A 23319-nucleotide genomic window follows, 5' to 3' on the forward strand; every position below is an offset into this window, starting at 1 on the left:
CCGCAGCGACGAACCGTTCAAACAAACCGCACAAACCAACCTGAACTACAGGGTATGGCTGCCCAGCTGCTCTTTGAGAAAATCGAGCCAGACCCGCAGCCGGATATCCCGCTGGGCATCGGAGTAGAAGACCGCATTGATGGGGCGCGAGGCGCCACTGTTGCTGCGGGCCAGCACCTCCACCAGCGCGCCGCTCTCCCGATCCGGCCCGGTCATGAAATCCGACAGACAGACGATCCCCTGCCCCGCCAGCGCCAGCTGACGCAAGGTTTCACCGCTGCTGGCACGCAGGCTGGGGGTGATGGCAAAGCGATCCCCCTGCTCGGCACTTAGCAGCGGCCAGTGGTTGAGGTGATCGGGATGCAAAAAGCCGAGCAGCTCGTGACCGCTCAGCAGATCCGCCGGTTGGCGCGGGGTGCCGCGCTCGCTCAAATAAGCGGGAGAGGCCAGCAGCCGCAGCCGCGAACGGCCCAGCGGCAGCGCGCGCAGGGAGGAGTCGGTCAGCTCGCCGATGCGGATAGCCATGTCCACCCGCCGCTCCATCAGATTGATAAAGCCCTCCGAGCTGTGCAGCTGTAGCTCGATGGCGGGGTAGCGGCGGCGAAACTCGCCGATGATCGGCACCAGCCGGTGCAGAATAAAGGGGGTAGCGGCATCTACCCGCAAGATCCCCTCTGGTTGCTCCCGGCGCATCAGCAGATGCCCCTCCGCCTCACTCATCTCGGTCAGGATCTTCACCGCCCGCTGATAGAACCAGCTCCCCTCCTCGGTCAGACTGACCCGGCGGGTGGTGCGATTGAGCAAAACGGTGGAGAGCTTCTCCTCCAGCCGTTTGATGCCGCGGCTCACCACCGAGTTGTCCATGCCGAGGTTCTCCGCCGCCTGGCGAAAACTGCCCGCCTCCACCACCGCCACAAACAGGGTCAGTTCATCAGAATGAGTCTTCATTGCTGTTATCCGGACAAGAGTAATGGGCCTTTATAGACGCAGCCGCTGTGGATTGGCAAGCGTGCGGTGAGGCCAGTTCTTTTTTTCTACAGAGAAAGAACGTGACCGCGAGCCCACATCATACCCGCGATTTGTCAGTACAATGCAGCCTGAAAAGCACCGTATGACACCACTTATTTCACAAGGATGAATACCATGACATTTGAAGAGCGGCTGGCCGCCGCCCATCAGGAGCTGGCTAACAAAGGGGTATGGCATGCCAACTACAATCCACCGCTGTGCAGACTACTGCGCAGGTTCGGTTATCCCGTCAAACCGCCTCACTATGAAGGTTGGCTAACCAACGTTCTGGTATTCGGGGTAGGCATTGGTCTGGTATGGGGCATGGCGATGTGGTTTTTCAGTTGGCACCCCATGGGGATAGATCCGCTGTTTGCCCTGCGCCAAACAGCCTTGTTTGCGGGATTCTGCGGCCTGACCATGGCATCTTGGCTCTGGCTACGGCGCAAGCAGCTTAAACTGACCCCGTGGGAACAACTTGCTGAACCCAGCGATGCTGATGATGAGGGAGACGAACTGAATGAAAGCCCATGAAAAATTGAACTATGTGGAGTTTGCGGCCAAGGATCTCGCCGCGACCAAGGCATTCTTTCAGGCCGTATTTGGCTGGCAATTTGTCGATTACGGCCCCGACTACTGTGCCTTTGCCGATGAAGGACTGGATGGCGGATTCTATCGTGCGGATCAGTGCAACCTGACCGCTCAGGGCGGCGCCCTGCTGGTGTTCTACAGCGCGGATATTGAAGCGACTCAAGCCAAGGTGAGCCAACACGGAGGCATCATCAACCGCCCTCTTTTCGATTTTCCCGGTGGCCGTCGTTTCCACTTCGTTGAGCCCAGCGGTAATGAGTTTGCCGTCTGGGCTGAACCGGCTTGTGCGTGATGGGTTAGTGGGAGAAGCATCCACACGATGCGCCCCAACAATATCCATAATCAGCCGTGATCTCTTACAAATATCTAAAAATACTAATTAATAACTTGTTTTGTGATCTTGCCGATGCAATTCTTTGGAAACAATGAAGTATCATCGACATTCAATGCTAATGTTTGTTATTAGCATGATGCTGCTCTTGTATATATGTTTTTCATATCCATACATTGAATACCAACCATACAATATTTAAATACCGTTTTATCTGGAAGGGATTATGTCAAAAGCAATTCAAGGATTTGAATACGCAATAAAGGATGCTGAAGAGTTATTAGCCCATTTTGATAGTGTAAATGCAAACCCACCTCCACCAAACAGCGAAGTACTAAAACGAGCAGGACTTGTAATGGCACTCACTGCATGGGAAACCTATGTAGAAGATCGTGTTGTCGAAGAAATGCATAAAAAGCTTGCGATTGTTCAAGGTAGCTATCTTGGTGATTTTATATTAAAAAAACTTCATACAGATTTGAAAACATTCCACAACCCTAGCTCCGATAAAACAAAACGAATTTTTCAAGACTATTTAGGGTTTGATGTCACTGAAGGGTGGCGGTGGTCAAATTACGAGCCAGATAAAGCCAGATCAACATTGAATCAATGGATTAAGAAGCGTGGGGATGCAGCCCATCGATCAAAACCTATAAACTCAGGAATTCCATCAGCTCATTTGATTAAACGTGACGAACTTGAAAAAGTAATCAGATTTATAAAAGACTTGGTGAAGGCCACCGACAACTATGTCAATGAAAAGATAGATCAGCACCATGCTTCTGTTTTTGAGAGACAGCATCAGATATCAAGCTAAACAACTGAAAAAAAAGTGCTGTATCTTGGCGATTCCATAATAACTACGCAAGTCTATACAGCTCTAACTATCACTTGACACCGACTTTGTCGGTGTCATTTATCGGATCCCATTGCTGCTCTCCCCTCAATACTGTTTTGCAACCAGCGCCCTGTTTCCAGCAAGTCACGGCAGGCATACTGACCCTTCGTTTTTGCCAAGGAGGTTCAGATGTCATCACCCGTGATTGTGATTGCCCAGCTTGAAGCCAAACCCGAATTCGCCGCCCAGTTTCGCGCCGCCCTTGAGCCGCTGATTGCGGCCACCTTGCAAGAGGCGGGCTGCCAGCGCTATCAGCTGCATCAGGATCTGGACAATCCAAACAGCTGGATGCTCTACGAGGTGTGGGAGAGCGAAGCGGCCCTCACCACCCATCAGGGCCAACCCCACTTTACCGAATTTGTCGCCAAGGCCGAGCCCTGGTTTGCCAGCAGCACCATTCGCCGCTATCAGCCACTGGGCGCCTGATTGGCCCTAGAGCCTGTTTCTGTTCAGCCCATCAAGGGCCAACCACCACCCCATTGAGGAACGAGATGATCAATATGCCACCCATGGGTCTGGGCACTTTCCGCCTGAAGGGCGAGCCGCTGCTTGCCACCCTGACCAACGGTCTGGAGCTGGGCTATCGCCATATTGATACCGCCCAGATCTATGACAATGAAGCCGAGGTCGGCGCCGTGCTGACCCGCAGTACTGTTGCCCGTCACGAGATCTACCTGACCACCAAGGTGTGGACCAGCGAATTCGGGCCGGGCAAGGTGATCCCGAGCCTTGAGGTGAGCCGCGAAAAACTGGGCACCGACTATCTGGATCTGACGCTGATCCACTGGCCCTCCCCCAAAGATGAAGTGCCGATGGCGGTCTATCTGGAGCAGTTGGCCGAGGCCAAGGCCCGGGGCCTGACCCGGGAGATCGGGGTCTCCAACTTCACCGTGGCCCAGCTCAAACAGGCTATCGAGATTTTGGGGCCTGGGGCCATCGCCCACCAGCAGATCGAGGTTCATCCACTGCTGCAAAACCGCAAGGTGGTCGAGTTCTGCAAGGCCCAGGGTATCGCCGTCACCGCCTATATGCCGCTCGCCTATGGCAAGGTGCTGAGCGAGCCGCTGCTGATGGAGATTGGCCAGCGCCACTGCGTCTCGGCGGCCCAAGTGTCGCTGGCCTGGCTGCTGGCTCAGAATATGGCGGTGATCCCGAGCTCCACCAAGCGGGAGAATCAGACCGCCAATCTGGCCGCTCTCGATATTACCTTGAGCAGCGAGGAGATAGCCGCCATCGCCACGTTGGATCGGGGCGAGCGCTGCGCCAACCCGGACTTTGCCCCGGATTGGGATTAAACGGGAAGGGAGACATGGGCTCTCTTGCTTCGACGGCGGATACCGGCAACTCTCACGAGCCTATTGCAACTGCGAACTATCCCCTCTCCCGACGGGAGAAGGTCAGAGTGAGGGGGCAAGCGACCTCCCCCTCATCCCTAACCCTTCTCCCACAAGGGGAGAAGGGTGCAAATAACGCTCAACGACATTTTTCAGCAAAATCGGGAGGTATAATGCCTCCCGCTTTTTTTGCCCTTTCATCTCACTCGTTGCTCATTCCCCCACGCACAGCAGGTTCAGCCAACCCTGTCTCCTTACATTACCCCCGCCCCCGTTTCCTCTTTATACCCTACTCGCTCAACACGCTTCTACTCTGCTTTCCAGTCACTTCGATCTCATCTCTCTTCCCCCCTCTTTGCGGCCACTCTTGTCTCTCCCATTCCCCTCCTACTCATCGCCATTGCTGCTTATTTGGCAAAAGTAATTTGATGTAACCATCATTTTTGCCAACAAACTGTCTCGGCATACTGGCGCCATTCTCCCGTCGGGAGTCCCTAACCAAGGAGTTGTTATGCCACTGGCGTTATTTGCCCTTACCCTGAGTGCCTTTGCGATAGGCACTACCGAATTTGTGATCGTGGGGCTTATCCCCACCATCGCCGAGCAGCTCAATGTCTCGCTCCCCTCGGCGGGCCTGTTGGTCAGCCTCTATGCCCTTGGGGTGGCCATCGGCGCCCCTGTGCTCACGGCGCTGACCGGCAAGGTGCCGCGCAAGTGGCTGCTGGTGGGGCTGATGGCACTCTTTACCGCCGGCAACCTGCTGGCCTGGCAGGCCCCCGGTTATGAAAGCCTGATTGTAGCCCGCATCCTGACCGGATTGGCGCACGGAGTCTTCTTCTCGGTGGGCAGCACCATCGCCACGGGTCTTGTGGCCAAAGAGAAGGCGGCGAGCGCCATCGCCATCATGTTCAGCGGCCTTACCGTGGCGCTGGTAACCGGCGTACCGCTCGGCACCTGGATTGGTCAGGTCTTTGGCTGGCGTGAAACCTTTCTGGTAGTAAGCTTGCTCGGCCTCATAGCCATGGTGGGTAGCCTGCTGCTGATCCCGAGCAACCTGCCAAAGGGGGCGGCCTCGACCATCCGCGAACAGCTCTCGGTGCTCACCAAAAAACCGCTGCTGCTGGTCTACGCCAAAACCGCCCTCGGTTATGGCGGTGCCTTCACAGCTTTTACCTTCCTCGCCCCCATCCTGCAGCAGGTGAGCGGCTTTAGCGCCGGTGCGGTGAGCCTGATCCTGCTGGTCTACGGGGTATCGGTCGCCATCGGCAATATCTGGGGTGGCAAGCTGGCCGACAAGATGGGCCCATTGCCGGCGCTGAAGCTGCTGTTTGCCGGTCTGGCGCTGGTGCTGCTGGCCCTCACCTTCACCGCCCCCCATCCGGTGCTGGCGGTACTGACCGTGCTGGTGTGGGGCGCCTTTGCCTTCGGCAACGTGCCGGGTCTGCAGGTACTGGTGGTGAAGCAGGCCGAGCTGCACACCCCCAAGGCGGTGGATGTGGCATCGGGCCTCAATATTGCCGCCTTCAACGTCGGCATCGCGCTGGGATCTGTGGTCGGTGGCTTGGTGGTAGAACACCTCGGCCTGATGCACACCCCCTGGATCGGCGCCCTTATCGTGCTGCTGGCCTACGGGCTGACCCATGTCAGCGAGCGCCGCGAAGCCCTCCGGCTCGCAGCCTGTCAGGCATAAGCTGCGCCAGCAGGCGTCACGCAAGGGCGTGGCGCCTGCTGCAATCGGCGCGGCAGGCTTCTATGCTGTGACACAGCGCCAACCCGGCAACTGTTTCAGTAACTTTTTCAGCAACCAAGCCTGTCACCCTCGCATCATTTGCCACGGAGTCTGTTATGAAGGTGCTTATTGTCTATGCCCATCCCGAACCCAAAAGCTTCAACGGTGCCCTCTTCTGCCACGCCATCAGGGCGCTGGAGCAGGCGGGTCACACAGTGATGACCAGCGATCTCTATGCCATGGGCTTTGATCCCGTCTCGGATCGGCGCAACTTCACCGCCGCCAGCGATCCCGATTTTCTCAAGCTGCAACTCGAAGAGCTGGCTGCCACCGAGCAAGGCAGCTTCGCCCCGCAGCTGGAGCAGGAGATGCAAAAGCTGGAGGCGGCCGATCTGCTGATCTTCCAGTTCCCGCTCTGGTGGTTTGGCCTGCCAGCCATCCTCAAGGGGTGGGTGGAGCGGGTCTTTGCCATGGGGCGGGTCTACGGTCAGGGCCATATCTACGAGAGCGGCAAGTTTCGCGGCAAGCGGGCGTTGCTGAGCCTCACCACCGGCGGCCCTGCCGAAACCTATCTGCCCGACGGCTTCAACGGCGATATCGACGGGGTGCTGCGCCCCATCCAGCGCGGGATCCTGCAATTTGTCGGCTTCGACGTGCTGCGCCCCCATATCTGTTATGCCCCGGTGCGGGTCTCGCAAGAAGAGCGGGAAGCCTGGCTCGCCCAGTGGGCCGAGCGCCTTGGCCAGATTGAGCAGGAGTCCCCCATCGCGGTTGGCCGCTACCAGTAACGGCTGACGCAGCTGACACTCTCCCCCCCAAAGCACAAAAACAGCGAGCGGCCCCCGGCCGCTCGCTGTTTTTCACGCTCTGTCGTTATGGTTTTTGTTATCCGTGGGCAAGCCTTATGCCGCCTGTTGCACGCCTGCTTTGCCGGTCACGGCACGCTTGAGCCAGTAGTCGAGGCTGACGTAGCGGCCCCCGCCGTAAACCAGCAGCACCAGCAGCATCACGAAGTAGGTGGCGGCAAACTCCATCCCGTTGTTGAGCATCACGGGATCCCCGAGCTCGGTGATGTAGTTGTAGCGACCGGGGAAGTTGGCGGCCAGCCACTCGATAAAGCCGTTGAGGCGCACAGTGGCCTCCATGCTGCCGGTGGCGATGGCATCCCAGCCGTGCTTCCAGTGCACCATGGCGCTCGCCACGCTCATCAGGAAGATGGTGGGAATGGCCATGATGCGGGTAAAGAGGCCAAGGGCAATGCAGATGCAGCCCAGCACCTCGGTGCCCGCCGCCAGAAAGGCGAGCAGGGTCGGGAACGGCAGGTTGAGCCCCCCTTCCGAGACTGGCGCACCAAACCAGGCGACCGTGCCGGCAAAGCCCATCACCTTGGAGTGGGCCCCCACATAGATGACCGGAATGAGATAGAGGCGAATGGCCAGCAGGGCCAGAAAATCGAGCCGCTTGCACTGGGCCACCGCCCGCTCGTACCACTGGATCAGGGTGTTGTTCATGGGAATTCTCCTTGGTGTTTGCTAAATGGGGGCAAGGGGGTGCCGGACTGGCGCTCGCCAACGGACAAGGTCAACAGACCCAGCCGGTGAAAATGGCGTGCCCACCCTGTCAGATCAAAATCACGGCGAACCTGTTGCACCTGTTGCTTGAACGCGGCTTGAGTGATCCCCGGCTGCTGTTGCAGCAACTGGATCAGCGCCACATCCCATTCGCGCAGCCGCTGGGTCACCACCTGATGCTCCGGGCTGCGAAACAGGCCATAGAAGTGGTTGCCCTGCCGGGTCGGCACCACGCCGCTGCGACGAATGGCAAAGGGGAGTTCAAGCAGTTGCAGGGTAGGGTTGAGCACAAGCGAACTCTCCGGCGTCACCTCAACCCCCGATATAACTTGCGGCACTACCCCTTCATCAATCTCGACACAGAGGCAGGCCCACTCGTACTCCAGCAGCGCCAACCGCTGCCTGGGCCAGTTGAGAGAGCCCTCGCCGTGGCGATGCTGCACATAGCGGACAAACTCGGTGGCGATATGGTGAAACTCGGGGGCCTCGGCGCCGTGCGCGATGACAAAGCCCTCCACTAGTTGCCACCTGTCCACCGGTGCCCAGTGAGCGTGGGTGAGCGGAAACGCGCTCTCCAGCACCGACTCCACATTGGCGCGCACGCTGCGGGCATAGTGGCTGGCGATGCCATCCTGCGGCAGCCGCACCCGGCTCGCCAGCCAGGCGGTCTGCTGCTGCATCCGCTGCGGCGCCGTTTTAGGCGCAGTGATCAGGGATAACCGTCTATCCATAACGCACCTCCCGCACCTGACGGTCTATCGCCTCGCAACAGGCGCCGTGCACCCGCGCCAGCTCGGCCTCCAGCTCTGCCAGCGGTGGCAGATGGTGATCCCGCTCCAGCAGCAGGGGGCGCAGGCCGTGGGTCTGCACCGTATAACGGGCCAGCGCTACCACCGCCTCACAGACCGGACGACCATGGGTATCCAGCAAGGTGCCATCCGCCTCTTCCAGATGACCGGCAATATGGAAATAGCGGATCGCACTGTCCGGCAGCCCGGCGATCATCCGCTTGGGGCAGTAACCGTGGTTGCGGCTGTTTACAAAGACGTTGTTGATATCGAGCAACAGCTCGCAGCCGCTGCGCGCCACCAGCTCGGCGAGAAAATCCTCCTCCGGCATCTCGTGGTCATAGCCGTGGTAGTAGGAGATATTTTCCAGCACCAGCGGGCGGGCCAGCGCCTCCTGCACCTGCGCGATCCGCTCTGCTAGATAGGGGATGTTCTCCCACTGACGCGGCACCGGTAGCAGTTCGTAGAGATACCCCTGTTGGTCGCGGGAAAAGCTCAGGTGCTCGCTATAGATCTCGATGCCAAACTCGTCCAGAAAGGTGCGGATCTGGCTGAGCAGGGTGCGATTGAGGGGCTGGCAATCGCCGAGAGAGAGGCTGAGGCCGTGGGCCACCAGCGGGTAACGCTCGGCCAGCTGATGCAGCTGCGCCCGCCTGGCACCGCCGATGGCCATCCAGTTCTCCGGCGCCAGCTCGAGAAAGTCGATACCGGGGCGGACGGGGCCGGCGCAGAGCGCATCCAGATGCTCCTGCCGCAGCCCGATCCCCCGACTGCGGGAGCTTATTGGCCGCATACCCCCTCCGTCATCTTGCTGCCCTTGCTGGATGTATTGCCATCAATCCCCTCGCCCGCCACGCCACACTTGCCATCGCGAGCGCGCACCAGCCGCCCCTGCGGATCACTGTCGAGGGCCTGCTTCTCGAAGCGCTTCTCGGTGCCGCACTTGCCCGCCGCGCACTTGCCGCCGTGCTGTTCGCTGGGGGCGGCCTTGACCGGCGCATCGCTCGGGGTGGCCGCCAGCGCAAGTCCCGGGGTCAGGGCAATCAGGCTGGTCATGGCGATGGATAGGGTCAGTTTGCCGGTGGTTTTGTTGCTGCTTGAGTTACTCATGAGCGGACTCCTTGACTGCTGAAACGGGGTAACTGGAGAGATCGCGGGCGGCCACGATCTGACCGTGGAACTGCTGCTTGACGATGGCCATCGCCTCTTTCTTGTGATTGAGGCCAACCCCCATCCAGTGGTTGAGCACCAGCAACTTGGGGTTCACCTCGGCGGCAATCTTGGCCACCACAGATGGCTTGGCATGGAGCGAGGCGGAGACAGGGTCGGCACCTTCGTGGATGGCGAGCGGCATCACCAGAATGTCGGCCCCCTTGGCAAACGGCACAAAGGCCGGGTTGCTGCCGTTCTGATCCGCCGAGATAACGATGGTCCCCTCGGCGCTCTCGATGCGATAGGCCAGACAGGGCACGTCACCGTGAGGGATGCCGAGCGCGGTGATGGTCAAGCCATCCTGCTGATAGACGGTGTGAGGCTGCGGGCTCTGGTAGGGCACATCGTGCAAGGTGATGGGGAAGAGGCCATCGGTGCCATCCTTGAAGCCGCTCAGGTAGGCATAGGCGCCCTTGTCCTTGTTGAAGAGGGCATCAAAGTAGCCGCTCATGCTGGGAAAGGCCGAGCCGGCCTCTGGCCCCGCCAGATCCAGCGGATCGCTGCGCTCGAAGAAGTAGGCCCCCTTGAGCAGGGCGGGCAGGTCGGTCACATGATCGGTGTGAAAGTGGGTGATGCCGATAAAATCGACCTCTTCGAGCTTGGCCCCCGCTTGGCCGAAGCGCAGGTAGACGCCGCCACCGGCATCGATCAGGATGCGGGATTTCCCCTTCCACCAGATCACCTCGCTGGAGGAGGCACGCAGGTCGTCGGAGATGGGGCCACCACTGCCGAGCACCTGCAGGGTGAAGGTTTTATCCAGTGGCGTCAGTTGTACCGGTTCGGCACAGGCCGGGGCGATGGTGAGCGCGCAGCCGATGGCCAGCGCCACCGCTTTCAATCTCTGTTTCATCACAATTACCTGTCGGTTGGTTGTCGGTTGAAAGTGTGTCGTTTGTGTCGTTTAAAGAGGGGGAGAGAGGGGCCGATGGCGACGTGTGAACGCCAACCACCGGCCGTGGCGGGGCGCGAGCCCCGCCGTCAGTTACCGTCCCGTTCGTCCGCCTGCCAGCGCGCTTCCAGCCAGAGCAGGTTGCACAGGCCCAGCAGCAGGGCGAATCCGAGGCCCAAAATCCAAGTGAAGTACCACATAGCAGATCCCTTGAGGTCAGTAGAGTTGATGGCTGTCGCGCTTGATGCGGGCACGGTCGAGCTTGCCGCGCACCACCCGATAGACCCAGCCGGTGTAGCCCAGGTTGATCGGCATCAGCACCAGCACGAGGCCGAACATGATGGCCAGGGTTTTGTAGCTGGAGGTGCTGTCCCACAGGGTCAGGCTGCTGACCGCATCGAGGGATGAGGGCAGCACGAAGGGGAACAGGGCGATGGCCACCGAGCAGAGCATGGCGGCGCAGGCGATGGCGCTGGCTAGCAGCGCAATCCGGCCCCGCTCCAGCCAGGAGGCAATCCCGCTCACCAGCGGCGCCAGCGTCCCGATGATCGGCACCAGCCACAGCAGCGGATAGCCAAAGTAGTTGCGCAGCCAGCCTCCGGCGTGGGGGATCACCCCCTTCATCAGCGGGCTGATGGCGGCATTCGGGTCAAAGGGTTGTGTGCCCACACCGGTCAGCTGAAACCCTTGCAGATCCACCAGATGCCAACCGGCCAGCAGGTAGCAGAGGCTCACCAGCGGGGCCAGCAGGATGGCGATCCCCCGTGCACGCAGCGCAGGGGTGCCAGTCACCTTGGCTTGCAGAAAACCGGCGCCGTGCAGCAGCAACAGGCTGATGGCAGTGGCCAGCACCGAGAGCAGCCAGCCCCACTGGAAGTCGAAGGCGCCGTAGTGCAGGCGCAGCGCCGTGTCGAAGCGAAACGGCAGCCCCTCCATCACCAGACCGATAGCCACACCGAGGATGAGCGCCGGTATCAGACCACCCGCCACCAGCGCCCGATCCCACCAGCGGCGCCACACCGGATCGGCCAGCTTGCTGCGATAGTCAAAACCGACCGGACGCAGAAAGAGCCCGAGCAGCAGCACCACCATGGGGATGTAGAGCCCCGAGAAGGCGGCGGCATAGACCAGCGGCCAGGCGGCGAACAGGGCACCGGCACCGGCAATCAGCCACACCTGATTGCCCTCCCACACCGGCCCCACGCTGTTGATCACCAGACGGCGGTCGTCGTCATCTTTCGACACCACCGGCAGCAGCATGGCGATGCCGAGATCGAAGCCATCCATCACGATAAAACCGACCATCATGAAGAGCACCAGCGCCCACCAGATGAGTTTCAGGGTTGCGTAATCCATCAGGCGATCCTCGCAAGTTCGGGTTGTTCACCGCTGTAGCGGCCGGTATGGAGAATGGCGGGCCCCTTGCGGATCACATGGCGCAACAGGAACAGCTCCACCACCAGCAACAGGGTGTAGATGGAACAGATGGCGATGAGGCTGAACCAGAGTTGGCCCGGCTGAAGCAAAGAGACCGAGGCCGAGACCGGCAGCACGTCGCTGATGGTCCAGGGTTGACGGCCAAGCTCGGCCACCAGCCAGCCCGCCTCGATGGCAATCCAGGGCAGCGGAATGCTCCAGAGCAGGGTCTTGAGCAGCCGTGGCGAGTCTTGCAGCCGGTTGCGGCAGAGCTGAACAAAGCTCATCACCATCAGCCCCAGCATGGTGACACCAAGCCCCACCATCACCCGAAAGCCCCAGAAGAGCGGTGCCACCGGCGGGATGGAGTCATCGACCGCTTTGGCGATCTCCGCCTCACCGGCCTTGGCGATATTGCTGGCATAGGGGGTCAGCAGCATGCCGTAGCCAAGATCCTTGCCGTGCTGCTCGAAGCGGGCACGGTTGGCTGGGCTGTCATCACCCTGCCGGATCTGCTCGAGAGCCTCGGCCGCCACCATGCCGCTGCGAATGCGCTCCTCGTTCTGCACCTTGATATCCTTGAGGCCGGTCACCGCCTCGTCGATGGAGCGGGTGGCGATGATCCCCATCAGATACGGGATCTTGATGGCGGCGTGGGTGGTCTGCGCCTGCTGATCCGGGAAGCCGAACAGGGTAAAGGAAGCTGGTGCCGGCTCGGTCTCCCACTCCGCCTCGATGGCGGCGAGCTTCACCTTCTGCACCTCGCCGGTGCGATAGCCCGACTCATCCCCGAGCACGATGACCGAGAGGATGGCCGCCAGTCCGAAGCCGGAGGCGATGGCAAAAGAGCGCAGGGCAAACTGCACCTCGGTCTTGCGCAGCAGATACCAGCTGCTCACCCCCATCACAAACATGGAGGCCGCCACATAGCCCGCCGCGACGGTGTGAACGAACTTCACCTGCGCCACCGGGTTGAACAGCACGGCGGCGATATCCACCAGCTCCATGCGCTGGGTCAGCAGGTTGAACTCGGCCCCCACCGGGTTTTGCATCCAGCCGTTGCCGATCAGGATCCAGAGCGCCGAGAGATTGGAGCCGAGCGCCACCAGCATGGTCACCAGCAGGTGCTTGCCGCGGGAGAGCTTGTCCCAACCGAAGAAGAAGAGCCCCACCAGGGTCGATTCGAGAAAGAAGGCCATCAGCCCCTCGATGGCCAGCGGGGTACCGAAGATGTCCCCCACATAGTGGGAGTAGTAAGCCCAGTTGGTGCCGAACTGAAACTCCATGGTGATCCCCGTGGTGACCCCCATGACGAAGTTGATGCCAAACAGTTTGCCCCAGAAGCGGGTGATGTCCTGATAGATCACCTTGCCGGTCATCACATAAGCCGACTCGGCGATCACCAGGATCCAGGACAGCCCCAGCGTGAGGGGCACAAACAGGAAGTGGAACAGGGCCGTGGCGCCAAATTGCAGGCGAGACAGGCTGACCACGTCATCCGGATTGATCATGCGTCACTCTCTTTTGTTGTATTTGCCTTGCACGTTTCGTGCGTGACAAGTACATCACGGAGCATGACACCTATAACAGATGCAGTTATATTGAATTACACCTATAACAGTTGATCCAGATCATGTCTCTTTACCAGCAGTTGGCCGACCGCCTGCAAAGCCAGATCGACGATGGTATCTGGCAACCGGGGGAGCGCATCCCCTCCATTCGCCAGAGCTGCAAGACCCACGGGCTCAGCCCCATGACGGTGCTGCAGGCCTATCAACTGCTGGAGAGTCAAGGGCGGATCCTCGCCCGCCCCCAGTCCGGCTACTACGTCAAAGCCGCCTCACCACAGGTCGTGCAGCACACGCCGAGCCAGACCCACTACAGCGGCTCGGTGGATATCAACGATCTGGTGTTCGAGGTGTTGCAGGCGAGCAAATCGCGGGATCTGGTGCCCCTTGGCATGTCGGTAGCAGACCCGACCCTATTCCCCCATCCCCAGCTCGGGCGGGCGCTGGCCAGTTGCATGCGCAAGCTCGACCCCTTCAGCACGGTGGCCGACCTGCCCCCCGGCAACGAAGCGCTGCGCCGCGCCATCGCCCAGCGCTACGCCAGCGACGGAGTGGCGGTCAATCCGCAGGAGATCATCATCACCACCGGCGCCATGGAGGCGCTCTCCCTCAGCCTGCAGGTGCTGACCGAGCCCGGTGACTGGGTGGTGGTGGAGTCCCCCACCTTCTATGGCGCCCTGCAGGCCATCGAGCGGCTGAAACTCAAGGCGGTGGAGATCCCGGTTATTCCGGGAGTGGGTATCGATCTGGCGCTATTGGAAGATGCCCTCAGCCAAATGCCGGTCAAGGCGTGCTGGCTGATGGGCAATGTGCAGCACCCGCTCGGCCACACCATGCCCGATGCACACAAACAGGGGCTGATGGCACTGCTCAACAGCCATGGGGTGCCGTTGGTGGAGGATGACGTCTATGCCGAGGTCTACTTCGGCCGCGAGCGCCCCAAGCCGATCCGCCACTGGGATCAGCGTGGCGACAGCCTGCTCTGCAGCTCCTTTTCCAAGTGTCTGGCGCCGGGCTTTCGGGTCGGCTGGGTGGTGGCGGGGCCCCATGCCGAGCGGGTGCAACGGCTGCAACTGATGTCCACCCTCTCCACCAATGTACCGAGCCAGCTTGCTCTGGCCGAGATGCTGCGCCAGGGCGGGGTCGATGCCCACTTTCGCCGCCTGCGCCACACCCTGGCCCAGCGCCAGCAGCAGATGCGGGCGGCCCTGCAGCGCTTGCTTCCGGACGAGGTGCGGATCTCCTCCCCCGATGGCGGCTACTTCCTCTGGCTGGCGCTGCCTGCCCATTTCGACAGCCGAGCCCTGCACGCCAAGGCTCTGGGCAGCGGTTTTTCAGTGGCCCCCGGCGCGCTCTTCTCCAGTCAGGGACAACACAACCACTGCCTGCGCCTCAACAGCTCCCATCCCTGGAGCGAACAGCTGGAGCAGGCCCTCACCCGACTGGCGGAGCTGATTGCCGCGCAGCTCGGTGAAAAGTAACGAGGTAAAGAGCCGCTGACGAAACGAACAAAGGCCCGTAACGGGCTTGTGTAGTTGGGGAGTGACGCGCCTTGGCTCGCCATCAGAAACTGGTTATCTGGCCATGATCTGCGACTGCACCTTGAAGCCCAGCGCCTCGTAGAGCGCTTGGGCACGCTCGTTGAAGGCCATCACCTCCAGCCGGATTTGCTGAGCATCACGGGCCTTGGCCCACTCATCGCAATGGGCGATCAGCGCCTTGCCAATCCCGCGGGAGCGGTGCTGCTCATCCACCACCACGGAGCCGATACGGCAAATCGGCGCACGGGTGAGAAAAGGCACGCTCTCATTGATGTCTATCCGCGCCGTCAAAAAGCCCACCACCCAGCCATCCTGCTCGGCAACGCAGAACAGACGCCCTTCCGCGCCGATGGCGCTCAATAAGAACCCCCGTTCCTCTGGTGAAGGGGGGCAGAACACTTCGGGATAGTGCTGATGGTGGATCTCTCCTATCTGCCGGTTCAGCTCGACAATGGCGTCGATATCCAGTTCGCTTGCCTTGCGTATCTCCAACGGTTGCTCCTTGCAAAAAAGGTGATGGTCCTGCGCCATCTTAGGGGCTGTGCCCCGCAATCCAAATAGGCTCATCCGCATCTTTTGACGAGCCTCAGAAACAACAACGCCCCTTGAGCGGGGCGTTATCGGCAATCCATGGCGGTGAGGAGTATCAGGCGGGGGCGTTAAGCTGGGCCACCTGCCGCTCGATGCTGCCTTTGAGGTTGTCATCGAGTTTGAGGGCGCGTGCCAGCTCGTCGAGATAGCCTCGCTCCATAAAGTGATCCACCTCGATGGCGAGCAGGGAGGCGAGATAGACCTCGGTGGCCAGCTCCATGTCGGTCACTTCCCGTGCCAGCGCGTGGGGATCGAGGGGGCGGGCCAGCTCGGCGTCAATCCAGCGGGCGACATCGCTCTGGCCCTGTTCGGTCAGGTACTCCTGAATTTTCTGGCGCTCGGCGCCGTCGATATGGCCATCGGCCCGGGCTGCTGCCACCATGGCGCGCACCAAAAGCGCCGCGCGGGCATCCAGCGCATTGCCTTCCAGAGTGCTGACGGGATGGGTCGGCTGGGCGGGCGCCGCCTGCTGGGCCTGCCAATCCTGATAGAGCTTGTAGGCCAGCCCGCCAAGGGCCGCAGCGCCGCCCACGGCAGCGGCCTTGCCGCCATATTTGCGCATCTTCTTGTTCCCCAGCAGCAGACCGAGCGCACCGCCGGCCAACGCTCCCTGCATCTGCCCCTTGCGCTTGTCTCCGCCTTCGTTGAGCCAGCCTTTGCCAGCCCCCAGCAACTGTTCCAGCATCTGTTTCATCGTGACACCTCGCTATTGTTCGCCCCATGCTGGCGCTGGCGTCATGAACCAAGAGTGAATGGGCCCCATTATTGCGCCGTCCCCTGTGCATCCTGCCGCCATTCGCGGTATACCTGAAACAGGTCAACAAGGAGCATCAGGATGCGCATCATCACCCCTTTCGTGGTTCTGCTGTTGTGCGGCACTGCCAGTGCCGCCAGCGAGCTGGATCGCTCAGCCCAGCAGGCCAAGCTGGATGCCGCCTGCCAGCAAGCTCAGCAGCAACTGGTCGAGCAGGGCAAGCAACAGCGGATCGACGCCTGCATCAAGGAGGGCGGCAAGGCCGACAAGTGTCAGCAGGAGTTCGCCAACTTCGGCCAGCGCGAGGGCAACAAGCGGCCCGACCTCAACAACCTGCCCCCCTGCCAACAGGCTGACGCCTACCGCAAGAGCTACCGCCAATGACCCCGAACCAAGGAGAGAGCATGATCCCCCCCCGCGAACTGACCCTGCAATTTCTGGCCGAACCCTCCGACGTCAATTTCGGCGGCAAGGTCCACGGCGGCATGGTGATGAAGTGGATCGATCAGGCGGGCTATGCCTGCGCCGCCGGCTGGTGCGGCGGCTATGCGGTGACCGTCTATGTGGGGGGGATCCGCTTTTTGCGCCCCATCCAGATTGGCCAGCTGGTAGAGGTGCACGCTCAGGTGATCCACACCGGCACCACCAGCATGCATCTGGCGGTGGATGTCTACAGCCGCCACCCCACCGACACCGAGCGCCACAAAACCACCCACTGCATCATCATCTTTGTGGCGATGGACGAGCGGGGCAAACCGACCCCGGTGCCCCAGTGGCAGCCGATGAGCGAGAGCGATCTGCAGTTGCAGCAGTACGCCAAAAAGCTGATCGCCCTGCGCGAGGAGATCGACAAGGAGATGCGCCAGCACCTCTGACCCTGGTGCCTCACAGCCCGACAGTGCGGGCGCTTTCGGCCAACGGCGGCGCCCCTGTATAATCCCCCCTCTTCCCGCAACCGGAACCCTGCCCATGTCACTGGAAACTGCCCCGCCCGAGGTGAAACTCGCGGTGGATCTGATTGAACTGCTGGAAACCAATGAGCTGGCTCCCGAGCTGGTGCTGGCGGCGCTGGCCATCGTAAAAAATGACTACGAGCGCAAGCTGGCGGAGGGGAAGGATCACTGATCCCTCCCCGCACTTTTTCCGCCTTATCTTTCCGACTTCAATTGTTCCCCACAGAAGTTTTTCCCCATATAGCCACTCACTGCGGCCCCATCACTTCATCACAGAGGGCGATCAGGGCCGAACTCAAGCGGCTGAGCGGCTCGCCCCCCTCCTTTGCCGCATGGAGCGCCAGCTCCACCGATGCCACCTTGGGCCACTGGGTCAGAGCCAGCTGATCGGCGGGCATCAGCCGTTTGGGCAGCAAGCTCACGCCAATGCCTGCACTCACCGCCCCCTGCAAACTGGCGAGACTGGCGCTGACATAGGCGATACGCCAGCGCAGCCCCAGACCATCGAGCGCCTCTGTCATCTGCTGGCGATAGAGCCCTTCGCTCGGGAAGGCGACCAGCGGCAGCGGATCACGCCCCTTGGCCGGCCAGTCGCGGCTATCGACCCACACCAGCGGCTCACGCCAGCTGGCGAGCGGCGAGCCCTGTCCGCGAACCTGCTTGACCAGCGCCAGATCCAGCTCCCCCGCCGCGAAGCGCTGCCAGATGTGGTGGCTCAGACCGCTCTCCACCTCCAGCCGCACCTCGGGGTAGTCGCGGGCAAAGGCGGCCAGCACCGGGGTGATGGCACCGGCGGCGAAATCCTCCGGCACCCCGAGGCTGAGCGATATGCTCCCCTCGCTCACCTGCTCCTCGGCCTGCGCCAGCAGCGCCAGAATGCGGCGGGCCAGCCCCAGCAGCTGCTCCCCCTCGGCCGTCGCCACCACCTGCCGACCGGAGCGGTCCAGCAGCGGACAGCCGATCTGCTGTTCGAGCCTGCGCATCTGCTGGCTGATGGTGGATTGGGTCAGGTGGACCCGTTCACCGGCCCGGGTGAAGCTGCCGGTGTCGATAATGGCGACAAAACTGCGCAGTAACAGGGGATCCAGCATGGGTTTCTCCATTTATAAAACCACTGAAACTCATTTTATCATTTAATTTCCAAATGGTTTGTTTCGCCGCTAGGCTGGCATTTGTTCTGTCAAATCAGGGTTTTTCATCATGTCTGCGCCCCTTGTTGCCTCTGCCAACGCCCGTCCGATCCCCTCATCAACCCCCCTCCCGACTCATCAGCGCTGGCTGGAGCAGGCGGTGCAACTGGCCAGAACAAATCACCGGCAGGGGGGCCGCCCCTTCGCCGCCCTGCTGGTGCGCGATGAGCATCTGGTGGCGAGCGCCGTCAACGGCATCCATCTGGATGGGGATCAGACCCGTCACGCTGAGCTGGAGGCGCTGCGCAAGGCAAGCCAGAGCGGGCCGCTCGCGGGTGCCACTGTTTACGCCAGTGGCCACCCCTGCCCCATGTGCCTCGGTGCGCTGGTGATGAACGGCATCGCCGCCGTCTATTACGCCTTTGATAACGCCGATGCGGCGCCGTTCGGCTTTGACAGCACTGCCGCCTATCAAAAGCTGGGGCTGCCGCTGGCACCGCCACCTCTGCCACTGGTCAAGCTGGCCGTGACCATGACGGCGGCAGATCTCTACGGCCGCCAGCCGCAACAAGCAGCGCCTGATCATGAGTAAGGGGACAAGCGAACGCCCGGCAGAGGCGCGCCGCCAGCAGTTTGCCCTGCTGGTGCTGGTGATCCTGACTGGCCTGAATCTGCGCCCCTTTCTTACCGCCATCGGCCCGCTGAGCGGCGAGATTGGCCGCGCCCTGTCGCTCGGGATGGATACCCTGGCCTGGCTCACCCTGCTGCCACTGTGGCTCATCGGGGTCGGCGTGCTGCTCACCCCGCGCCTGCGCAGCCTTGCCAGTGCCACCACCCTGCTGGGGCTGGCCCTGCTGCTGCTCGCGGCGGGTAGTGCCCTGCGTTTTGATGCCCAGAGCGGAACCCTGCTAATCGCCACCGCCGCGCTCTGCGGCCTGGGTTCGGCGCTGGTGCAGGGAGTGCTGCCTGCCCTTATCAAGCAGCACTTTGCCCGCAAGGTGCCGCAAGTGATGGGGATCTTCTCTGCCTGCATGATGGGGGGCGGCGCGCTCGGCGCCAGCCTGACGCCACGGCTGGCAGTCAGCCTCGACTGGTCGCATGCACTGGCACTCTGGAGCCTGCCGCTGCTGCTGGCCCTCGTTTGGCTGGGGTGGAAAGTGCGTCTGCCAAGCACCGCAGCGGTCGCTATTCCCCACGGCGAGCAGCGGCTGATCACCCTGCCCCGCAGTTGGTTGCTGATCGTCTGCTTTGGCATCATCAACAGCGGCTACGGCATCGTAGTGGCCTGGCTGGCCCCCGCCTATATGGCGCAGGGGTGGAGCGCCGGGCAGGCGGGCGAGCTGGTCGCCTGGCTGGCACTGGCGCAGACCGCCAGCGGCCTCGGCTTGCCGCTGCTGGCGGCGCGCAGTCTGGATCGGCGGCCGTGGATGGGCCTTGCCATCGCCATGCAGCTGGCGGGATTTGGCGGCCTCTGGCTGGCGCCAGCCAGTGCCCCCATTCTCTGGTGCATGCTGTGCGGCGCCGGTCTTGGCGGCAGCTTTTCGCTGATCATGGTGATTGCGCTCGATCACCTGCCCGACCCGCGCCGCGCGGGCACTCTGAGCGCCCTGATGCAGGGCTTCGGCTTTATGCTGGCTGCCACCGGCCCCTGGGTCGCAGCCCGCCTCTATCACCTGTTCGGTGACTTCGCCGCCGCCTGGCAGTGGCAGCTGGGGGGATTGCTGCTGATGAGCCTGCTGGTGCTGCGCCTCGACCCGCGCTACTACCCTCGCGTCATGGGGTTACCGACCGCCAGCGAGCCAACCCTTTCGGCGCCCCTCCCGGCCAGCGCTGCGGCCCAAAGCAACACACCGGCCTGAGGCCGGTGTGTTGGGGATAACCGTATTGGGGATGACAAGGTAGGCTGACGCCACTCAGGGGCGCAACTCAGCGCCCCTTCTTCTGCCGTCCGGTATTAGCGGTGCGCGGCTTGCCTGCGGCCGGTTTGCCTCCCTTGGGAGCCCCTTTGCCAGCGCCGCCCTTGTTGGCAGCACCTTTGCCCGCGCCACCCTTGCCCACCGGCAGCTTCTTCTCGAAAGCTTCCGGGCCCGGCACATTCGGACGCCCGCCAATCTCGTGATCATCATCGCGGCGCGGCTTCTTGCCTTGGGCCGGCTTGGCGCTTGGCGCCGCAGGAGCCTTGGCCGCCTTCGGCTTGTCGCCTTTGGCCGGTTTCACCTCGGAGGAGGAGTCCTCAATCAGCTTGAACAGATCGATCAGCTCATCGTCGGTGAGATCGCGCCACTCGCCCACCGGCAGACCCTTGAGGCTGACATTCATGATGCGGATACGCTCCAGCTTGGTCACTTCAAAACCGAAGTGCTCGCACATGCGGCGGATCTGGCGGTTAAGCCCCTGCACCAGGGTGATACGAAAGACGAACGGCGCCTCTTTCTTCACCTTGCACTTCTTGGTCACAGTACCGAGGATCGGCACCCCGGCCGCCATGCCGCGCACAAACTCGTCGGTCACCGGCTTGTCGACGGTCACCAGATACTCTTTCTCGTGATCGTTGCCCGCCCGCAGGATCTTGTTGACCAGATCGCCGTGGTTGGTGAGAAAAATCAGCCCCTGCGAATCCTTGTCGAGACGCCCGATGGGGAAGACCCGGGTGCTGTGGTTGACGAAATCGACGATGTTGTCCTTCTCGCCCGCCTCTGTGGTACTAACGATGCCCACCGGCTTGTTGAGGGCGATCAGCACCAGACTGTCCGCCTCGCGCGGCTCGATCACCTGACCATTGACCTTGACCAGATCGCCAACCTGCACCTGATCGCCAATCCCGGCCCGCTTGCCGTTGATAAAGACGTGGCCCTGCTCGATAAAGCGGTCGGCCTCGCGACGCGAGCAGATACCGCTCTCGCTGATGTATTTGTTCAGGCGCATGGATTCGTTAGCCAGCATGGTGCACCTGCCACAGGTTCTGGGTCGCGCCCGGTTGTGCCATCGCCTGTTCCGGCTGCACCGGGGAGGCTGTTTGCTGCATCAGCCAATTCACTACGTCAAAGTTCTGCATACCATTCCATCTTCAAAAAAGGCCAATGCCAGCTTATCCATCAAAAAACGCCGCTACAGTAGCATAATTGCCCCCTTTCAGGGGCAGATAGTTGCAAGTTCGCAGCACCCAAGCTGGCATCTGCGGATAAGTTCACGCCGCCAGATGGCCCGCGATGCAGCCTTTGAACGGCCAGCCTGATGTAAGCGGCGGGGTCAGGCGCCCACAGCCAGCGCGGCCGAACGCCATCAACTATACATATCACCTTGTTTCCATTAGGCTTTAAGCCGGTTGGCCGCGCCCAATGTGCTGCGCCGAACTCGCCCGCCCAAAGGCGGCTCTACCTCTATCGCCAAGGATTGCACCATGCTGGCTCACACTCGCCGCCTTGTTCGCCGTGCTCTGCTGACCCTGTTGCTGCTGTTGCTGACCGCTTGGGCGGTGATCGCCTACTTCGCCTGGCAGGCAGCGCCGCTGCAGCTGTGGCACACAGTGGTGCCCCCCGAACTCAGTGCCGATGAGCTCGACAGCAGCAACTGGCAAACCTATCTGGCCCGCGAAGCAGAGCTGTTCGAGCTGGTGGCCACCGAGGTGGTCGCCAAGACACCGCCCGAGCAGCAACTGGCCAGCAATCGCTACTATCAGGACGCCCCCATCAATCCCGCCCGCTTTCAGCAGAACTGGAACCGCTCCTACCTGCTGCGCCCCGAGGGGGAAGTCAAAGGGGTGGCGGTGCTGCTGCACGGCCTGACCGACTCCCCCTACAGCCTGCGCCATCTGGCCAGACGTTATCAGGAGCAGGGCTTTATCGCGCTGGGGCTGCGGATCCCCGGCCACGGCACAGTGCCCGCTGGCCTCGTAGATGTGGATTGGGAAACCTGGCTGGCCGCCACCCGACTGGCGGTGCGGGAGGCCAGATTGCTGGCACCGGGCAAGCGGCCGCTGCATCTGGTGGGCTTTTCCAACGGCGGCGCGCTAGCGGTGAAATATGCGCTCGATGCGCTGGCCGACCCGAGCGGCACGCTGGCAAAACCGGATCGGCTGGTGCTGATCTCCCCGATGATCGGGGTGACCCGCTTTGCCCGCTTCGCCGGGCTCAAGGCCGTGCCCGCTCTGCTGCCCGCCTTTGCCAACGCCGCCTGGCTCGACACCATGCCGGAGTTCAACCCGTTCAAGTACAACTCGTTTCCGGTCAACGGGGCGCGCCAGTCCTATCGCCTGACCCACGCCATCCAGCAACAGGTGCGCCAGCTGGCCGCCAGTGGCGAGCTGGCGGCGTTTCCCCCCGCCCTCACCTTCCAGTCGGTGATGGACTACACCGTCAGCACTCGCTCCATCATTGCCGATCTCTACCACTACCTGCCGGCCAACGGCAGCGAACTGGTGCTGTTTGATATCAACCGCAGTACCCTGTTTGGCCCGCTGATGAGCTCGGCCTCCGAGCTGGCGCTGCACCGCTTGCTGCCAAACGCCCCCGGGCACTATCGCCTCACCGTGGTGGGCAATGTCGAGCCCGCCTCTCCCGCGACGCAGGCCAGAACGCTGGCCAGCGCAGATCAGCCTGAGCAGCTCCGCCCGCTGGGTATCGATTATCCCAAAGAGATCTACTCCCTCTCCCATGTGGCGCTCCCCTTCCCGATGGACGACCCCCTCTATGGCATGGCGGCGCGCCCGGAGCAGCGGGAGCAATACGGCATCAACCTCGGTGGTCTGGCCCTGCGTGGCGAGCGCGGAGTGCTGATCGTCAACCCCGGCGCCCTCACCCGCACCTCCTCCAACCCCTTCTCCCCCTATCTGCAGCAGCGGGTGATGGAGACCCTCACCGCCCCTCCCGTCGCTCGTCCTGCCGCCGTCACCCCTGCCAGCAGTGGTCAACCTGATGCGGCCTATCAGGCCGAGCTGGAGCAGTTTTTACAGGAGAGCGACGAGAGCGGTGCGCCTTTCTAGGGCGCTTCTGGAGAATCGGCAAAGAGCCACTGGC

Annotated in this window: 28 protein-coding genes; 14 read left to right on the forward strand and 14 right to left on the reverse strand. The window is 61.8% G+C overall.

The annotated features are described in order from the left end of the window. Positions 1-45: 45 nt before the first annotated feature. Complete coding sequence (locus G5168_RS14150; RefSeq protein WP_042081961.1) at positions 46-948, reverse strand: LysR substrate-binding domain-containing protein; 903 nt, start codon at positions 946-948, stop codon at positions 46-48. Between the two features lie 195 nt (positions 949-1143). Here G5168_RS14150 and G5168_RS14155 point away from each other — a divergent pair, with 195 nt between their 5' ends. The 7 genes from G5168_RS14155 to G5168_RS14185 all read left to right on the forward strand — a co-directional run bounded on the left by G5168_RS14155 (position 1144) and on the right by G5168_RS14185 (position 6679). Then, entirely contained in the window at positions 1144-1542 is a 399-nt protein-coding gene (locus tag G5168_RS14155; protein ID WP_206901596.1) for a DUF6404 family protein, read from the forward strand. Next, positions 1529-1891 carry a VOC family protein gene (locus G5168_RS14160; protein ID WP_421231231.1) on the forward strand — a complete coding sequence of 121 codons (363 nt, stop codon included), beginning with the start codon at positions 1529-1531 and terminating at the stop codon, positions 1889-1891. Before G5168_RS14155 ends, G5168_RS14160 begins: the two co-directional genes overlap by 14 nt. A gap of 265 nt (positions 1892-2156) precedes the next feature. Next, a complete protein-coding gene (locus G5168_RS14165) occupies positions 2157-2747 on the forward strand; it encodes a HEPN domain-containing protein (RefSeq protein WP_082044030.1) in 591 nt (196 codons plus the stop codon). A 210-nt stretch (positions 2748-2957) separates the two neighbouring features. Then, positions 2958-3254 (forward strand): putative quinol monooxygenase, encoded by a 297-nt coding sequence (locus G5168_RS14170; protein WP_421231232.1) that lies wholly within the window; start codon positions 2958-2960, stop codon positions 3252-3254. A gap of 65 nt (positions 3255-3319) precedes the next feature. Then, complete coding sequence (gene dkgB / locus G5168_RS14175) at positions 3320-4123, forward strand: 2,5-didehydrogluconate reductase DkgB (RefSeq protein WP_421231233.1); 804 nt, start codon at positions 3320-3322, stop codon at positions 4121-4123. Between the two features lie 550 nt (positions 4124-4673). After that, on the forward strand, positions 4674-5852 hold the full coding sequence (locus G5168_RS14180) for an MFS transporter (protein WP_421231234.1): 1179 nt from the start codon (positions 4674-4676) through the stop codon (positions 5850-5852). A 155-nt stretch (positions 5853-6007) separates the two neighbouring features. Next, on the forward strand, positions 6008-6679 hold the full coding sequence (locus tag G5168_RS14185; RefSeq protein ID WP_139746547.1) for an NAD(P)H-dependent oxidoreductase: 672 nt from the start codon (positions 6008-6010) through the stop codon (positions 6677-6679). Between the two features lie 114 nt (positions 6680-6793). Here the strand turns inward: G5168_RS14185 and G5168_RS14190 are convergent, their stop codons facing one another. The 8 genes from G5168_RS14190 to G5168_RS14225 all read right to left on the reverse strand — a co-directional run bounded on the left by G5168_RS14190 (position 6794) and on the right by G5168_RS14225 (position 13278). After that, positions 6794-7402 carry a DoxX family protein gene (locus G5168_RS14190; protein WP_005337566.1) on the reverse strand — a complete coding sequence of 203 codons (609 nt, stop codon included), beginning with the start codon at positions 7400-7402 and terminating at the stop codon, positions 6794-6796. Next, positions 7399-8193 carry a putative DNA-binding domain-containing protein gene (locus tag G5168_RS14195; RefSeq protein WP_421208729.1) on the reverse strand — a complete coding sequence of 265 codons (795 nt, stop codon included), beginning with the start codon at positions 8191-8193 and terminating at the stop codon, positions 7399-7401. Before G5168_RS14195 ends, G5168_RS14190 begins: the two co-directional genes overlap by 4 nt. Next, the gene (locus tag G5168_RS14200; protein WP_421252367.1) at positions 8186-9043 is read right to left on the reverse strand and encodes a DUF692 domain-containing protein; all 858 of its coding nucleotides are present in this window, start codon (positions 9041-9043) and stop codon (positions 8186-8188) included. Before G5168_RS14200 ends, G5168_RS14195 begins: the two co-directional genes overlap by 8 nt. Continuing rightward, positions 9031-9360, reverse strand: coding sequence for a hypothetical protein (locus G5168_RS14205; protein WP_005337569.1), 330 nt, complete (start codon positions 9358-9360; stop codon positions 9031-9033). The genes G5168_RS14200 and G5168_RS14205 overlap by 13 nt, the downstream gene beginning before the upstream one ends. Beyond that, positions 9353-10312, reverse strand: coding sequence for an MBL fold metallo-hydrolase (locus G5168_RS14210; protein ID WP_421252368.1), 960 nt, complete (start codon positions 10310-10312; stop codon positions 9353-9355). The genes G5168_RS14205 and G5168_RS14210 overlap by 8 nt, the downstream gene beginning before the upstream one ends. 128 nt (positions 10313-10440) lie before the next feature. Beyond that, on the reverse strand, positions 10441-10551 hold the full coding sequence (gene cydX, locus G5168_RS14215) for a cytochrome bd-I oxidase subunit CydX (protein WP_005337572.1): 111 nt from the start codon (positions 10549-10551) through the stop codon (positions 10441-10443). A gap of 16 nt (positions 10552-10567) precedes the next feature. Continuing rightward, positions 10568-11707: a cytochrome d ubiquinol oxidase subunit II gene (gene cydB / locus G5168_RS14220; RefSeq protein ID WP_421252369.1), complete on the reverse strand. Its 1140-nt coding sequence runs from the start codon at positions 11705-11707 to the stop codon at positions 10568-10570. Beyond that, positions 11707-13278: a cytochrome ubiquinol oxidase subunit I gene (locus tag G5168_RS14225; RefSeq protein ID WP_421252370.1), complete on the reverse strand. Its 1572-nt coding sequence runs from the start codon at positions 13276-13278 to the stop codon at positions 11707-11709. The genes cydB and G5168_RS14225 overlap by 1 nt, the downstream gene beginning before the upstream one ends. 122 nt (positions 13279-13400) lie before the next feature. On the opposite strand from G5168_RS14225, the gene G5168_RS14230 reads away from it, so the two are divergent. Next, the gene (locus G5168_RS14230; protein WP_421231238.1) at positions 13401-14816 is read left to right on the forward strand and encodes a PLP-dependent aminotransferase family protein; all 1416 of its coding nucleotides are present in this window, start codon (positions 13401-13403) and stop codon (positions 14814-14816) included. Between the two features lie 93 nt (positions 14817-14909). Here the strand turns inward: G5168_RS14230 and G5168_RS14235 are convergent, their stop codons facing one another. Continuing rightward, positions 14910-15368, reverse strand: a complete 459-nt coding sequence (locus G5168_RS14235) for a GNAT family N-acetyltransferase (protein WP_421252371.1) — start codon at positions 15366-15368, stop codon at positions 14910-14912. 154 nt (positions 15369-15522) lie between these two features. Then, on the reverse strand, positions 15523-16161 hold the full coding sequence (locus G5168_RS14240) for a tellurite resistance TerB family protein (protein WP_257697413.1): 639 nt from the start codon (positions 16159-16161) through the stop codon (positions 15523-15525). Between the two features lie 141 nt (positions 16162-16302). On the opposite strand from G5168_RS14240, the gene G5168_RS14245 reads away from it, so the two are divergent. The 3 genes from G5168_RS14245 (at position 16303) to rsmS (ending at position 17346) form a co-directional block, all read left to right on the forward strand. Further along, the gene (locus G5168_RS14245) at positions 16303-16605 is read left to right on the forward strand and encodes a hypothetical protein (protein ID WP_337072758.1); all 303 of its coding nucleotides are present in this window, start codon (positions 16303-16305) and stop codon (positions 16603-16605) included. 20 nt (positions 16606-16625) lie between these two features. Continuing rightward, positions 16626-17096: an acyl-CoA thioesterase gene (locus tag G5168_RS14250; protein WP_421208725.1), complete on the forward strand. Its 471-nt coding sequence runs from the start codon at positions 16626-16628 to the stop codon at positions 17094-17096. Between the two features lie 94 nt (positions 17097-17190). After that, positions 17191-17346, forward strand: a complete 156-nt coding sequence (rsmS, locus tag G5168_RS14255) for a pleiotropic regulatory protein RsmS (protein WP_005337582.1) — start codon at positions 17191-17193, stop codon at positions 17344-17346. 76 nt (positions 17347-17422) lie between these two features. On the opposite strand, the gene G5168_RS14260 is transcribed toward rsmS, so the two are convergent. Then, positions 17423-18265: a LysR family transcriptional regulator gene (locus G5168_RS14260; protein ID WP_421252372.1), complete on the reverse strand. Its 843-nt coding sequence runs from the start codon at positions 18263-18265 to the stop codon at positions 17423-17425. A 109-nt stretch (positions 18266-18374) separates the two neighbouring features. Between G5168_RS14260 and G5168_RS14265 the strand changes: the two genes are divergently transcribed. Continuing rightward, complete coding sequence (locus G5168_RS14265; RefSeq protein WP_421252373.1) at positions 18375-18896, forward strand: nucleoside deaminase; 522 nt, start codon at positions 18375-18377, stop codon at positions 18894-18896. Continuing rightward, on the forward strand, positions 18889-20163 hold the full coding sequence (locus G5168_RS14270; protein WP_421252374.1) for an MFS transporter: 1275 nt from the start codon (positions 18889-18891) through the stop codon (positions 20161-20163). Before G5168_RS14265 ends, G5168_RS14270 begins: the two co-directional genes overlap by 8 nt. A 67-nt stretch (positions 20164-20230) precedes the next feature. Here the strand turns inward: G5168_RS14270 and rluF are convergent, their stop codons facing one another. Continuing rightward, complete coding sequence (rluF, locus tag G5168_RS14275) at positions 20231-21247, reverse strand: 23S rRNA pseudouridine(2604) synthase RluF (protein ID WP_421252375.1); 1017 nt, start codon at positions 21245-21247, stop codon at positions 20231-20233. Further along, positions 21237-21359, reverse strand: coding sequence for a hypothetical protein (locus G5168_RS14280; protein ID WP_265347000.1), 123 nt, complete (start codon positions 21357-21359; stop codon positions 21237-21239). Before G5168_RS14280 ends, rluF begins: the two co-directional genes overlap by 11 nt. A gap of 345 nt (positions 21360-21704) precedes the next feature. Between G5168_RS14280 and G5168_RS14285 the strand changes: the two genes are divergently transcribed. After that, positions 21705-23285: an alpha/beta hydrolase gene (locus tag G5168_RS14285; RefSeq protein ID WP_421252376.1), complete on the forward strand. Its 1581-nt coding sequence runs from the start codon at positions 21705-21707 to the stop codon at positions 23283-23285. Positions 23286-23319: the final 34 nt, after the last annotated feature.

Source organism: Aeromonas sp. 600724, assembly GCF_049175135.1.
GTDB classification, from domain to species: domain Bacteria; phylum Pseudomonadota; class Gammaproteobacteria; order Enterobacterales; family Aeromonadaceae; genus Aeromonas; species Aeromonas veronii_A.